The sequence below is a fragment of the Natronococcus pandeyae genome, assembly GCF_008122205.1.
In the GTDB taxonomy this organism is placed as follows: domain Archaea; phylum Halobacteriota; class Halobacteria; order Halobacteriales; family Natrialbaceae; genus Natronococcus; species Natronococcus pandeyae.
This window is the reverse complement of the sequence record NZ_PHNJ01000004.1, coordinates 313,887-326,407: the sequence shown is the minus strand read 5'-3', so window position 1 is coordinate 326,407 and position 12,521 is coordinate 313,887. Positions and strand designations below refer to the sequence as shown.

Annotated in this window: 15 protein-coding genes; 6 read left to right on the top strand and 9 right to left on the bottom strand. The window is 63.2% G+C overall.

The genetic code is table 11. The features are described 5' to 3' along the window. The first annotated feature begins 25 nt into the window (after positions 1-25). Complete coding sequence (radB, locus tag CV102_RS10415) at positions 26-766, top strand: DNA repair and recombination protein RadB (RefSeq protein ID WP_233710662.1); 741 nt, start codon at positions 26-28, stop codon at positions 764-766. An 86-nt stretch (positions 767-852) separates the two neighbouring features. Here radB and CV102_RS10410 read toward each other — a convergent pair whose 3' ends face one another. Then, positions 853-2,010 carry a CBS domain-containing protein gene (locus tag CV102_RS10410; protein ID WP_148857931.1) on the bottom strand — a complete coding sequence of 386 codons (1,158 nt, stop codon included), beginning with the start codon at positions 2,008-2,010 and terminating at the stop codon, positions 853-855. Between the two features lie 104 nt (positions 2,011-2,114). On the opposite strand from CV102_RS10410, the gene CV102_RS10405 reads away from it, so the two are divergent. The 4 genes from CV102_RS10405 to CV102_RS10390 all read left to right on the top strand — a co-directional run bounded on the left by CV102_RS10405 (position 2,115) and on the right by CV102_RS10390 (position 5,142). Then, positions 2,115-2,417 (top strand): lycopene cyclase domain-containing protein, encoded by a 303-nt coding sequence (locus CV102_RS10405; RefSeq protein ID WP_233710661.1) that lies wholly within the window; start codon positions 2,115-2,117, stop codon positions 2,415-2,417. Positions 2,418-2,600: 183 nt separating this feature from the next. Beyond that, entirely contained in the window at positions 2,601-3,359 is a 759-nt protein-coding gene (locus tag CV102_RS10400) for a CAP domain-containing protein (RefSeq protein WP_148857929.1), read from the top strand. 94 nt (positions 3,360-3,453) lie between these two features. Next, the gene (locus CV102_RS10395; RefSeq protein ID WP_148857928.1) at positions 3,454-4,254 is read left to right on the top strand and encodes a YihY/virulence factor BrkB family protein; all 801 of its coding nucleotides are present in this window, start codon (positions 3,454-3,456) and stop codon (positions 4,252-4,254) included. Positions 4,255-4,350: 96 nt separating this feature from the next. Beyond that, the gene (locus CV102_RS10390) at positions 4,351-5,142 is read left to right on the top strand and encodes a hypothetical protein (protein ID WP_148857927.1); all 792 of its coding nucleotides are present in this window, start codon (positions 4,351-4,353) and stop codon (positions 5,140-5,142) included. Positions 5,143-5,175: 33 nt separating this feature from the next. Here CV102_RS10390 and CV102_RS10385 read toward each other — a convergent pair whose 3' ends face one another. From CV102_RS10385 to CV102_RS10360, 7 genes are all read right to left on the bottom strand, one after another. Continuing rightward, on the bottom strand, positions 5,176-6,084 hold the full coding sequence (locus CV102_RS10385) for an AEC family transporter (RefSeq protein ID WP_148857926.1): 909 nt from the start codon (positions 6,082-6,084) through the stop codon (positions 5,176-5,178). A 112-nt stretch (positions 6,085-6,196) separates the two neighbouring features. After that, a complete protein-coding gene (locus CV102_RS10380) occupies positions 6,197-6,418 on the bottom strand; it encodes a hypothetical protein (protein WP_148857925.1) in 222 nt (73 codons plus the stop codon). A 9-nt stretch (positions 6,419-6,427) separates the two neighbouring features. Beyond that, positions 6,428-6,595 (bottom strand): DUF7576 family protein, encoded by a 168-nt coding sequence (locus CV102_RS27385; RefSeq protein WP_449289629.1) that lies wholly within the window; start codon positions 6,593-6,595, stop codon positions 6,428-6,430. Between the two features lie 6 nt (positions 6,596-6,601). Next, complete coding sequence (locus CV102_RS10375; protein ID WP_187432929.1) at positions 6,602-6,919, bottom strand: HalOD1 output domain-containing protein; 318 nt, start codon at positions 6,917-6,919, stop codon at positions 6,602-6,604. An 88-nt stretch (positions 6,920-7,007) separates the two neighbouring features. Continuing rightward, positions 7,008-9,125 carry a bacterio-opsin activator domain-containing protein gene (locus CV102_RS10370; RefSeq protein ID WP_148857924.1) on the bottom strand — a complete coding sequence of 706 codons (2,118 nt, stop codon included), beginning with the start codon at positions 9,123-9,125 and terminating at the stop codon, positions 7,008-7,010. A 168-nt stretch (positions 9,126-9,293) separates the two neighbouring features. Next, positions 9,294-9,665 (bottom strand): hypothetical protein, encoded by a 372-nt coding sequence (locus CV102_RS10365; RefSeq protein ID WP_148857923.1) that lies wholly within the window; start codon positions 9,663-9,665, stop codon positions 9,294-9,296. A 252-nt stretch (positions 9,666-9,917) separates the two neighbouring features. Further along, a complete protein-coding gene (locus tag CV102_RS10360) occupies positions 9,918-10,955 on the bottom strand; it encodes a universal stress protein (RefSeq protein WP_148857922.1) in 1,038 nt (345 codons plus the stop codon). Positions 10,956-11,343: 388 nt separating this feature from the next. Between CV102_RS10360 and CV102_RS10355 the strand changes: the two genes are divergently transcribed. Then, the gene (locus tag CV102_RS10355) at positions 11,344-11,538 is read left to right on the top strand and encodes a DUF5786 family protein (RefSeq protein ID WP_148857921.1); all 195 of its coding nucleotides are present in this window, start codon (positions 11,344-11,346) and stop codon (positions 11,536-11,538) included. Positions 11,539-11,892: 354 nt separating this feature from the next. Here CV102_RS10355 and CV102_RS10350 read toward each other — a convergent pair whose 3' ends face one another. Continuing rightward, positions 11,893-12,327: a hypothetical protein gene (locus CV102_RS10350; RefSeq protein WP_148857920.1), complete on the bottom strand. Its 435-nt coding sequence runs from the start codon at positions 12,325-12,327 to the stop codon at positions 11,893-11,895. Positions 12,328-12,521 lie beyond the last annotated feature (194 nt).

Sequence of the window (12,521 nt, the reverse complement as noted above, 5' to 3'; positions counted from 1 at the left end):
TGCTCGGAAGCTGCCAATACCATCTGTGAACGCCGAGCCGATTCCGACCGGCTGTACGCCGGTCGACGAGTTACTCGACGGGGGGTTCGAACGCGGGACTGTCACACAGCTGTACGGTCCGCCGGCCGCCGGCAAGACGAATCTCGCGCTCTCGGCCGCGGTCGAGACTGCCGCCGCGGGTGAGACTGCCGTCTACATCGACACCGAGGGCGTCTCGGTCGATCGATTCCAGCAACTGCTCGACGCACGAGTCGATGGGCGCGGCGCACGGTCGGAGTCGAGCCGCGAAACCGGCGACCTCGAGAGCGTCGCCTCCCGCATCGTCATCGAGGATGCGCTCGACTTCGCCGAGCAGGAGGAGGCCGTCCGCGACGCCGAGGAGTTCGCCGAACGGGCGTCGTTGATCGTCCTCGACAGCGCGACCGGCTTCTATCGCCTCGAACGAACCGGCGAAGGTGACGACGGCGAGGCGCTTCGCGGCGTCGCGCGCCAGATCACGCACCTGCTCTCGCTCGCGCGCAAACACGACCTCGCGGTCGTCCTCACGAATCAGGTGTTCGCCGACCCGGACTCCGATCGGACGCGCCCGCTCGGTGGCAACACCCTGGAGCACTGGACCGGAACCGTCCTCCGAATCGAGCGCTTCCGGGGCGGAAATCGCCGCGCGACCCTCGAGAAACACCGCTCGAAGTCCGTCGGTGAATCGGTCCAGTTCCGAATTACGGACGCGGGACTCGAGGGTGGCGACGAGACGACGCAGTTCTAAGTTCGAGTCGGTGGAACGAACGGTACCGAACGGCTCGGTCGAAAACGAGAGACGTCAGTTGTTCTGACAGCAGTTCGGTTGCGCGCCTAGAGTTCGTTCAGCTTCCGCAACAGCTGACCGCGGTACTCCTCGTCGCTGGTGACGCCCTTGAGTTCGAGCACGTTGCGCTCGAGTTTGTCCAGCGCGACGCGGAAGGCGTTCTCGGCGCCGTACCCCTCGCCGGTGCCGGCGACCTGGCCCTTGTTGGTCCGCAGACGGATCTGACACTGGACCAGTGGCGTGCCCCGAAGCTTCTCCTTGTGCTCGTTGAAACGGACGTGGGCGTGCATCACCTGCATGTCGGCGTACTTGTCGGAGACGTCCTGGATGCTCTCGACGATCCCCTCTCGGGTGATCGTATCCAGCATCGAGATGTTCGTAATCTGGACGTCCATGCGCTCCTCCTCGGTGAACGTCAACGCGCGCAGCACGTCGGTTTTAGTGATGACGCCGATGACGACCCGGTCGTCGTCCTCCGGGGTGACCATCAGACCCGCGTAGTCATCGTCGAGCATCGTTTCGACGGCCTCCTTGGCGGTGGCGTCGAGCGTCGTCGTCTTGACGGGACTGGCCATGATGTCGTAGATCGGGACGTCGAGCAGCCGCTGGGTGTCCCCGACCCGGTCGCCGGTCGTCGTCGAGTGGTTCTCCCGGATGACGAAGTCGGCGATGTCGTGGGTCGTCACGACTCCCGAGAGGTAGCCGTTCTCGTTCAGAATCGGCAGCCGCGAGATACCGTGTTCCCGCAGGTGATTGATCGCCTTGCCGACCCCGTCGCCCTCCTGCAGCGTGACGGGATCGTCCGTGTAGATGTCCTCGACGGTGAGCGCGTCGAGGTTCTCGAGGACTGCCTCGAGAATGGCGTCGTCGGTGATGACGCCCCAGAGTTCGTCGTTCTCGAAGACCGGTGCGACCTTCGCGTTGCTCTCGATCAGCATCCGAGCGGTCTCTCGGACGTCTTCGTGTCGGTCGATCTTCGGGGCCGGCGAGTTGCGGCTGGGCTTGATCAGTGCGGCCACCTTCGCGTCGTCTTCGACGTGAGACTGGAGGACCTCCCGCTCGCTGATGACGCCCTCGTATGCTCCGTCGTCCGTGACGATGATTCCTTTGGGATTGCCGTTCTCGAACGTCGAACGGACCTTCCCCATGCGTGTGCCAACGTCAACTTCGATGTAATCCTTCGTGGCGATATCAGCGATATTCATCGTACAGATCGCACCTACTCACGCCGGCGTATTTAACATACCGCACGGTGTTGCCGGGTTGGAACGAGACCTAGCTTTTTGCGATGGTCGTCGTAGGGCACAACGTGAGACTCGATATCAGCGTCTTCGGACGGTACACCTACCTCGTTACGGAACTGTTCTGGGGAGCCGTCGCCGCCCTCCTGCTTCGGCGCGCGAACGCCCTTCGCAAGGCGGGCGTGACGATCCTCGCGCTCTACCCGATCGCGTACGTCTGGGACCGGTACACCCTCGCGGTCGGCGTCTTCGACATCAAGCTCCGGACCGGGATCGACGTCGCCGGCATTCCGCTCGAGGAACACCTTTTCATGGCCGTCGTTCCCGGACTGGTGATCGGTATGCACGAGACGATCTTCGGCCGGGAATAACGCATCCGAGAGCGGCCGGCTTCCGCGATCGTTTCATACGGTCTGCTGTAACTGTTTACCGGAGCAACCGCGAGCCGTCCTGCGGTTGCTCCGGAAAGAACTTACAACAGTCCGTATCAGCGGTGTGTCAGTGTCTGCGAGCAACCGCGATGCTCTTGTCTCGCAGGCCCGACGTTCGGGACAATGGGAGATCGCCGTCCCGAGCGTTCGACCGCGGACGATGGACATACCGACCGCGCCGTGGTTCGCGGAGTGATCAGATTCCTCGTCATCGCCGCTCTTCTCGGTGGGATCGTCCTCGGTGCCGCCCTGATCGGCCCGTCGCTCGTCGACGACATCTCGGAGGTCGACGACATCGGGATCGACAGCCAGCCGTCGCCGAGTTCCGAGCCGCCGCCGGCCGGCGAGCGCGATCCGGACGTAACCGATCCGGACGACCCCGGTGAGACGAGCTACGAGACCGGCGTCGAGACGGTCTCCTCTCCGGACGTCGAGGACTTCGTCCACGCCGAGGTCAACGATCGGCGGGCGGAGCACGGTCTCGAGCCGCTCGAGTGGGACGGGACGGTCGCCTCCGTCTCGCGCGCACACAGCGGCGATATGGCCGAGCGCGAGTACTTCGCCCACACGAACCCCGACGGGGAGCAGCCCTACGACCGATTTACCGACGTCGACGACTACTGCCGGGGCTACGGCGAGAACATCGCCATGACCTGGGTCGACAGACCGATCGAACAGCCTGGGGGCGACGGAACCGCTGAGTACCAGACCGCGGAGGGGCTGGCGGAGGGACTCGTCAATCAGTGGATGAACTCCACCGATCACCGAGAGGCGATTCTCGAGGAGAACGTCCCCCACGCCTGGGACCGCGGCGGCGTCGGTATCGTCGTCGAGGACGACGGCCGCGTCTTCGCGACACACAACTTCTGTCACGAGTGGTAGCGCGTCGCTCGGAACCGCCGGCGAGTTGATCTATCGGCAGGTCCGTGATTCAGGCAAGTCGTAGGCTCTTGGGTTTCCCCCACGTACTCCCCGTATGGACACGTCGGACCTCTCTGACACACTCGTTGCAGTCTATCGGACGGCGAGCGACCGCGACATTACTTTTCTTGCGGCCGGATTCGCCTACTACGCGTTCGTCTCGCTGATCCCGCTCGTCTTGCTCGCGCTCGTCGTCGGCTCGCTGTTCAACGGTGAGGGGGCCGCAGAGCGGCTGATACTGGTTGCTGGTGACTTTCTGCCGCCCGCGGGCGAGGACCTGGTCGTGGAGGCACTCACGACGGAAGCGGGCCGTTCGCAGGCGACGGTCGTCGCGCTCGTGGTGGCATCCTGGGGTGCGCTCAAGGTCTTTCGCGGACTCAGTCTCGCGTTCGACATGATCTACGACGAGGTCGCAGAGGGGACGCTACTCGACGAGATCCGGGACGGCTTCACCGTGATTCTCGCGGGAACCGGCGCGATCGTGCTGATGATCGTCATCGGCACGATGCTCGGCATCGCCGCCGACGTGATCCCGTTCGCCGGCCTGCTCAGTTGGGTGACGCTGTTCATCGGGCTAATCCTGGTCTTTCTGCCGATCTACTACGTGTTGCCGCCGATCTCGGTCACCGTCAGGGAGATCTTCCCGGGTGCGATCTTCGCCGCCGTCGGCTGGACGGTTCTCCAGGTCGGCTTCCAGATCTACGCGGCCAACGCCGGTCGGTACGCCGCCTACGGCGCCGTCGGCGCCGTCATCCTGTTCGTCACCTGGCTGTACTTCGCCGGCATCCTGATCCTCGCGGGGGCCGTCGTCAACGTCGTCCTCTCGCATCCGTCCCTGGCGGAGAAAGGCGAATAAGAGGAGGAACGACGTTCAGCGGTTGACCAGACAGTTCGTTTTTCGAACCAGTTTCATGGGGAAAGATTATGCCGTCGGCAGCGACACACCTGCACCATGAGCGACCGATCCACGGACTCGTCGGTCCCCGACTCGAGCGCGTCGGCCGACGGCGCCGACTCCGGTGACGACCTCGAACCCGGCGGCGGCCCGCAGCGGGTCGTCTCCGACCAGAGCGTCGACGACATCCTCGACTCGCTGGACGACTCGGGACCGAACTCCTCGAGTAGTATCACGACGATCGAGTCCGAGGCGAACGACGCGGACGAGCGAGAACGGGAGCCGGCTCGAGCGGACGCGACGACCGAGACGGAAAACGAAGCCGAAACGAACGACTCGGCCTCCGAGACGACCACGGACGATCTCGAAGACGAAAACTCAGCGGCGGAGACGGCCGCGGCCGACGAGGCGAGCGGGTCGACGGCCGACACCGACGGGCAGGGTGGAGAGTCCGACACCGACAAGCGAGGCGGAGAGTCCGACACCGAGACGGGTTCGTCTTCCGCCGTCGACGACGCAGCCGCGTCGCTCTCGAGCGAGGCCTCGGCGGAGTCACTCGAGGACCTCGAGGCCCGCGTCGAGCGAGGGACCGTCACGGGCGCGGACGTCCGGGCGGCCGAGGCCGGCGACGACCGCGACGCGACGCCGGAGATCGACGAGATCGAACTGAGCGTCGACGACCTCGAGACGCCGGAGTCGACCATCGGCGACGGTCCCTCCGACGCCGGACCGCTCGCCGGATCGATCGGCAGCGGAGGCGACGGAGACGACGAGACCGACAATACAGTCGAGACCAACGACGACAAGAGCGGTCTGATCGACCGGCTCGTGGGACTCTTTTCGAGGTAGAAGACCGTCTCCGAGCGTGGTTTCGTGGCCGCGCTACCCGATCACCGTGATGAGCACGAACAGCGTCGCGACGGATGCGACCGTCGTGACGAAGACGTTCAGCGAGGCGAACTCCGCGTCACCGCCGAGTTCGCTCGCGTAGACGTACGTCGACACCGCAGTCGGCATCCCGAGCATCACGACGCTCGCGGTGAACGTCGCGGCGTCGACGGCGAGCAGCGAGAAGACTCCCCAGGCGAGCAACGGCATGCAGCCGAGTTTCAGCGCCACGACCGACCCCGTCGCCTCGAGGCTGAGCGAGGGCGAATCGACCTGCAGTGCGGCGCCGACGCAGAGCAACGCGAGCGGGAGCGCGAGCGCACCGAGGGCGTCGAGCCCCGTCGCTGCGGGTGCCGGAACAGGGAGTCCGGCCGCACCGATTGCCAGTCCGGCGACCAGCGCCCCCAGCACGGGATTCGTCGCGAGGTTGCGCAGCTCTCGGCCGATCGCGGCGTCCGCACCGCTGAACGTGCTGAGGACGACGATCGTCAGCGGCAACTGGATCAGGGTGACGAACCCGAGGACCACGCTCGCGATGGCGGTCACTCGCGCGTCGAACGTCGCGGCGACGAGGGGCAATCCGAGATAGCCGAGATTGGAGTGATACGACTGGATGATCGCGACGCTCCGACGCCCCCTCGAGAATCGGTTTCGGTGGGCCAGCCAGGCGATGGCGCCGGTCGCGAACACGACGATCAGCGAACCGGCGAGCAGTTCCGCCGAGAGGAGTTCGCCGATCGACTGATCGTAGGTCGCGACGAACACGAGTGCCGGAAGGGCGACGTAGTACGCGGTGGCGTTCAATCGCGCAGTTCTGGCCGCGTTCAACAGGCCGGACGAGCGCAAACCGGTACCGAGTAGCAACACCGCGAGCATCGCCAGCAACCGGCCGAGAACCTCCATATCCCGGTGGAGTCGACCCGGACTTTTCTACCGTTCGGTCCTGGCAGATCGTGACCGGACCCCCTCGCTCGCGACGACGGCTGCCGAGACCGACGTCGGTTTCGCTCCGTCGTTACTCTCCTTCCCGAACACCGGTCACCGGGATCCGCGTCGCTCCCTCGGCATCGAACTCCGGCGTGTGATTCGGTTCGGCGTTCGACGGTTCGGGCATCGAATCGATCGCGTGGCCCGTATCGAGGAAGTGGTCGATAGCTTCTCGAGACTGTTCGTGTGCATCGTAGCCGTCCGTTCGACTGGCGTACCAGTCGCAGTGAAGGCAGTATTTCATGTTCATCGTGGGCTGTTATCGGTGGCGTCGTTGCCAGCGTTCTTGACACGCCGATCCACAGAACGTGAACAGCCGCCGCTCGCCGTTTCGATCGAGGACGGCGGGATGCCACGTCGTGGTCTCGACGGCGTCACCGCACTGATCGCACCGCGTGAGTCCGGTCGTCGTCCCGTACGGAGTCATTTTGAATCAGTTCACCGCGTTCGAATCGGTCTGCGACGCCGGACGACTCGCGCGTTCCGCGGTGACCTCGACGCCGCCGTCGGCGTGGACGGTCACCGCACAGCCTGCGTATCGGAACGCCACCGTCCCCGTCGATCGTGTAGCGTCGCGCTTCGTCGGTTCGAAGAGCGCGTTCAGGGCCTCCGAATCGATCACGTCGTAGAGCGGCTCCATCTCCAGCGGGTCGGCGTCGATTTCGATCGCGACCGCGCGAACGACGCGCTGACTGACTGGCATCGGCCCGGCACCATCGGCACCGAACTCCGTTGGAGCGTAGTGAGTCATCGTATCTACTCTTTGTCCCCTTCGCCGGGTAGGCGTTGCCAGTATGAGGATATCACCGCCAGACGGGCGGGGCTATCATTCTAGCCGGTCACCGATTTTTATCTTCATCCTCGTTCTCGTCCTCGTACAGCATCGAGAAGAACTTCTCCTCGCTGGAACGGATGTGTCGGCTCACCGTCGGCTGAGCGATCCCGAGAACGTCGGCGAGTTCGCCGGACTGGGTCTCCCGCGGCCACTCGAAGAACCCCGCGTAGTACGCCGTCTGCAGCACCTCGTCCTGGCGATCGGTCAGCCGGTCCCTGAACTCTGCCTCGAACTCCTCCGGGGTCATCACCGGCTCCTCGTGCTCTCGGCGGGCGACGAGTTCGACGGAACCGAACGCCTCCTCCAGAAGCGCGTCGAACGACCGCGGGTCCGCACTTCGCGGGATGCGAACGACGATCCGCGCCGAGTCCGACGTCACGACCGCCTCACGAACCACGCTTCCGCGCTGTTGTAGTTGCGACCAGACGGTCGACTCCTCGAGCATACACTCGAACAGGTACTCCTCGTCTCGATCGGCCAACAGCTGGATCTCGTGGAGTTGGGCCCGTTTTTTCGCCCACTCGACGACGGCATCGGAATCCGGCCCCCGGACGGCGAAGAACATGGTTGTCGATCCGTCGCCCCGCTCGACGAGGTTCTCGAGTTCGAACCGTCCACCCAGTTCGTCGGCGATTCCGAGGACCGAATCCTCGCGATCGTCGACCTCGAACGCGAGGTCGACGGACCGTTCGCTGGTGAACGCCTGCTTGCGCTCGGCCGCGTTCAACGCGTAGCCGATCGTCTCTCCCAGTTCCTGCAGGACCGAGACCTCGAGCTGATCGAACACGTCCGACTCGACCGCGTACAGGTTGAGGACGCCGTAGAGACGGCCGTGGTAGGCGATCGGAACGGCGATACACGCCCGGTAATCGCGCTGGATCGCCTCCTGTCGCCACGGCTCGAACGGCGGATTCTGGTAGATATCGTTTTCGATCTGGGGCGCCCGGGTCTGCACCGCGCGGCTGGTCGGATCCGACCCAGGCTCGTCCTCGTCGACGGTGACCGTAATCGCCTCGAGATAGCCGTTCTCGTCGCCGGCGGCCGCCTCCGGGACGACCTCGTCGCTGGCCGGATCGTGCGAGCCGAACCAGGCGAACTGGTACGGATCGGACGCCGCGAGCCGCGTACAGACTTCCGTCGCGATCTCGTCGCGACCCGCCGCTTCCGTCAGAACCGTCGTCAGCTCCCGGATCACGTCGTTGATCCGGCGAAGACGGTCGAGCGACTCCGTCTTCTCGGCGAGTTCGTTTCGCTGTTCTCGCAGCGTCCGCTCCCGGTCGACGCGCTCCAGCGAGGAGTACGCGTTCCCGACGAGCACGCTCGTGATATCGACATCTTCGTCGTGAAACGCGTCCCGCTCCGTCGCTCCCGCGACGAACACGCCGTAGGTGCCGATCGGGTGGAACACCGCGCTCCGGAGTTGCGTGTCGGACGCCTCGAGGTCGGTCTCGGCGAGGATATCGTTCACGACGCGTCGCTCCTGCGTGACGAACACGTCCCACGGAACCGACCGGTCGGTCGCGAACAGTCGTCCCGCCTCCGCGATCTCGTCCACCTCCGGCGTCCAGGCACACGGCTCGAGGCGTCCGTCATCGTCGTCGTACAGTCCGATCGCCGCGATCGGGTGCTCGAGTATCGTGCGGGCGGCGTCGACGGTCCGCTCACAGATCTCGTCCGTCGATTCCGCGTCGGTCAGCTCCTGGGCAAGCTGGTTCAACCCCGTCAGCCGGGCTTCCCGTCGCTCCTGTTCCGTTACGTCTCGAACGATTCCGCTGAAGTATCGTCGACCGTCCTGCTCGAAGTCGGCCAGCGAAACGCTGAGCGGAACCGTTCGACCGTTTCGGTGACGCCCCTGAAGCCGAATATCTCCCCAGTCGACCGTTTTCTCGCCGGTGTCGAGGAACCGATCGAGCCACTCCTCGAGGTCGCTCGCGTGGTCGTCCGACAGCACCGCAGCCAGCGATCGGTCCTCGAGTTCGTCCGGCGAGTAGCCGAAAATATCCTCGACTGCGGGGTTCGCGTACCGCACCGTCAGATCGGCAGAAATCGTAATAATTCCGTCCCGGGCACACTGGGCGATCGTTTCGAAGTGCCGCTCGGGAGCGGGTGGCGAAGACGGCATAACCACTCTTCCGCCGGCTACCGCCTTGGCTCTTTATCCGGCAAGAAAGATACTGTCGGCTGCAACTGTTCGGAGGATCCGCTGCGAGCGCCTTTACCCACCGTGATGGAAGGTCCTGCAGGAACGCGTGAGAAGGAGTCGACACGTTCGAACGAGTTCCGCTCGTCGTTACTCGAACGCGTTCACGTATCGGTCGCTCGAGTACCGAGCGGGGACGAACAGCCGTCGCGTCCACCGGTAGCAGTCGTCGGCGAGCAGCGACCATCGACCGCCGGTTCGCGCTGCGATCGCGTCCGCCAGATCGGCCCCCGGCGCGCGGAAACAGACGATGAGCGACCACATCGAGCAGGCTGCGAACGCGCCGAACGCGGAGAACGACATGCCGAGCGTGAGGAACGTAAACGAGTAGACCGCGCCGATCAGCATCGACGGCACGCTCGTCGCTCGCGGAACGCAGGCGGCCGAATCGCGCAGCGTCGGAAACAGAAACGCGACCGACAGCAGACTCCCCGCGAGGAAGACGAAATCCTGCCACGCCATTATCGGTACACCCCCCTCGAAGCCGTGAGAAGTCCTCTTTCGAACATTGCACTCGACTAGAACGGCCGTCGACGAAAGTGTAAATCGGGCATGACGCTAGGCGTTCCTCGGGTCGGGTGCTAGACTGATACGGCCGGTTGTAACTGGGTCTCGGTGCAACCACACGACGGTTCGCGGTTGCCCCAGAACTGGCTTCCAACCGGCCCGTACGAGACCCGAACGCGAAAAACGCCGTGTCGGCCGTCCTCGCCCTCACCCCGTCCGCAGGAACCGGTCGTCGTACTCCGGCGTATCCTCTCGAAGAAAGAACAGCGCGAACGCCCGGACAGGGAGGTCAGAGAACCGCTCCGTAACCGTCTGCAGTTCGGGACTCCAGCCGATTTCGCCCTCCCGTACGGCGAGTGTTACCAGCACATCGTCGGGTTCGCTCCGGGTCGCCAGCGTCGACTGCAACTCGTTCCAGGAGGTGACCGACCGAAACTCCGCCAGAATGTCGATCTCGACGAGATCGAAGAGCGTGCGGTAGTGTTCGACGTTCTGCTCGAAGACGTAGACCGTAATCGGGACGGAGAGATCGTCCGCGAGCTGTTTTACGTTGTATATCGCCTCGTAGAACCCCTCGTGGTGGTCGGCTCGCCGCGGAATCACCAGCCGCAGTCGGGACGCCCTCGCGAGCGGCTGTGAAAGCTGGAAGAGATAGACCGGCAACGAGGTCTGCGAGACGACCTCGTCGACGACGGTGCCGTGTACCGCGTCGTCGGACGGGCCGTTCCGCGACATCACGATCAGATCGTCGCCCGACGCTCGAGCCGTCCGGACGATCGAACCGGCGACGTCGTCGTCCTCGCTCACTTCCGTCTGGACCGCGGTATTCGTCGCGTCTCCGTACTCGGTGATCCGATCGTGAACCGCAGCCAGATCGCCGTCGTGGGTCGTCCCGCGGTCGCTCGCGTCGACGACCGTGAAGAGACGAATCGGGTTCTCCCCGTACCGATGTTTGAGCGCGCACGCGACGGCGGACAGGCGAAGTGTGTGCTCCTGGCGGTCCGAGAGCGGAACGAGGACCTGCGGATCGATCGCCCTGGCGTCGTCCTGCTCCGTCCGATCGAAAAACGGGAGTGCAGCGACGCCGTCGCCACGCTCGCTCGGATCCGGTGACTGCTCGGTCGATTCGGGCGGCGCTTCCTGGCCTCCGCGAAGGATCCGGTAGCCGACGACCGCGAGAAGAACGGTGACGACGACGGTGATGGCGACAGTCAGGAGTCCGCCGGTGGACACGCCCTCCAGCATCGCTACTCGCGGTTCGACCGCGTAACTGCCGCACGTTCTCGCGCCACGACACAGCACCGAATCGAGCCAGTCGTGACTGTCTGTCGGTTCGTTCTCGAGGAACACTCACTCGAGGGTGTCCGCTTGAGGGAAATAAATGTACTCAACTCCGTTTTAAACCGAATCCTCGCCGGAGTATTCCGGAACTGGCGCTACGATCTCCCGTTAATTCCCGCGATCGGTTCCAACTGACGCCTTCTGACCTCGACACGAGAACGACCTGCTCGCAACCGACCGTCTCGCGCTCGGTACCCGTCCCTCGTTAGCGAACGGCTACTCCTGCACGTCGAGCGACACGACGAGCGAGTGAACCACGGGAGCTATATATCTGGGCGTTCACCCTCTTACTATGGGTTTTGGTAGCTACGACGAGTCTGAGCAGCAGCAACAGAACGTGGCCGACGAAGACGACGAGGACGCTGCCGTAAACGTCCACGAAAACGACTACGAAGGGGAGATGACGCTCGAGACCGGTGGCTCGTCCGACGACCTGATCGGACAGCTACAGGATATCAAAGAGAAGAAGGAAGCCAACGAGGAGTAACACGCCTCCCCCGTCGGCTACCGACCCCGTGAGGCCTCACGGCCGAGGGCAACGGTGATCGCATCCGTTATACTATCAGTAGTTGGAAATACGGTTTCGTTATTTAGTCCTGGTTCTGAGTCTGAGTCGGCGAATCGTTATACAGAGGAGCAAACGTAACGCTACGTCTATCAAATAGCGCTGTCATCGAGGACAGGTGTTCGCTCGGTACGAGCCAGGTGGATAATTGGATTGGAGATATCAATCAGCACTCCAGCATACCAGCAGGTCGATTTCGATCTTTCAAGACAGAGGCCACCATTCCAGCGCTCTACCTGTCTCCCATTCTATATACTGTCCCTTTCAAATAGGGATTCAGTTTGGAATCAGAGACCGAATACGGTCGAGTACTCCGGGTTTTTCATCGATATCGACGACCCAGGAGCCGTCAACTTTGTATGCCGTCCCTGTGAGCGTCTCGGCAGGTCTCCCTCCAAGGAAACGTTTTACTCGGAACTGGTATGTTTCCCCATCCGCTGCCACTGCCCCACCATCTGTTCGAGGCGCATCACTAAGCGCATCTTCATCGTACTTCAGACCGAGCCTCATTTTCGTTGAGATTACCTTGAAGACCTCGTTCGTATCCAGAGGGGTCGTCGTTCTCTCTTTCGAGTATGCGTTTGCGACCACCTCTGCGATTTCGGACTCCAGTTCCCGCTTACCGTTCTTCGACTCATCGTCGGCTGAACTAGCTTCTTGCTCATCGTCCTCAGGAGGAGACGGATCAGTTTGCCAATTCCCGTTAGCCATAAGCATAGGTCATACTCCTGATGTAAAAATATTGAATATATTTTCAGAACTGATAATTAGTTTGACTTCCCGTCGCGATCTCCGTTTGCTGCAGCAGTTCATACAATTCAGCACATAATTTCTAATGACTGTTGGGAAATCGAGAGACCCTCCGGTAACGGACATAACACGAGTTCACGGCCAGTTCTGAATAA

Coding starts and splice junctions, on each gene's coding strand:
- CV102_RS10410 (WP_148857931.1), bottom strand. CDS start 2,010: ATGAATATCGCTGATATCGCCACGAAGGATTACATCGAAGTTGACGTT.
- CV102_RS10400 (WP_148857929.1), top strand. CDS start 2,601: ATGGGAGATCGCCGTCCCGAGCGTTCGACCGCGGACGATGGACATACC.
- CV102_RS10395 (WP_148857928.1), top strand. CDS start 3,454: ATGGACACGTCGGACCTCTCTGACACACTCGTTGCAGTCTATCGGACG.
- CV102_RS10390 (WP_148857927.1), top strand. CDS start 4,351: ATGAGCGACCGATCCACGGACTCGTCGGTCCCCGACTCGAGCGCGTCG.
- CV102_RS10385 (WP_148857926.1), bottom strand. CDS start 6,084: ATGGAGGTTCTCGGCCGGTTGCTGGCGATGCTCGCGGTGTTGCTACTC.
- CV102_RS10380 (WP_148857925.1), bottom strand. CDS start 6,418: ATGAACATGAAATACTGCCTTCACTGCGACTGGTACGCCAGTCGAACG.
- CV102_RS27385 (WP_449289629.1), bottom strand. CDS start 6,595: ATGACTCCGTACGGGACGACGACCGGACTCACGCGGTGCGATCAGTGC.
- CV102_RS10375 (WP_187432929.1), bottom strand. CDS start 6,919: ATGACTCACTACGCTCCAACGGAGTTCGGTGCCGATGGTGCCGGGCCG.
- CV102_RS10370 (WP_148857924.1), bottom strand. CDS start 9,125: ATGCCGTCTTCGCCACCCGCTCCCGAGCGGCACTTCGAAACGATCGCC.
- CV102_RS10365 (WP_148857923.1), bottom strand. CDS start 9,665: ATGGCGTGGCAGGATTTCGTCTTCCTCGCGGGGAGTCTGCTGTCGGTC.
- CV102_RS10360 (WP_148857922.1), bottom strand. CDS start 10,955: ATGCTGGAGGGCGTGTCCACCGGCGGACTCCTGACTGTCGCCATCACC.
- CV102_RS10355 (WP_148857921.1), top strand. CDS start 11,344: ATGGGTTTTGGTAGCTACGACGAGTCTGAGCAGCAGCAACAGAACGTG.
- CV102_RS10350 (WP_148857920.1), bottom strand. CDS start 12,327: ATGGCTAACGGGAATTGGCAAACTGATCCGTCTCCTCCTGAGGACGAT.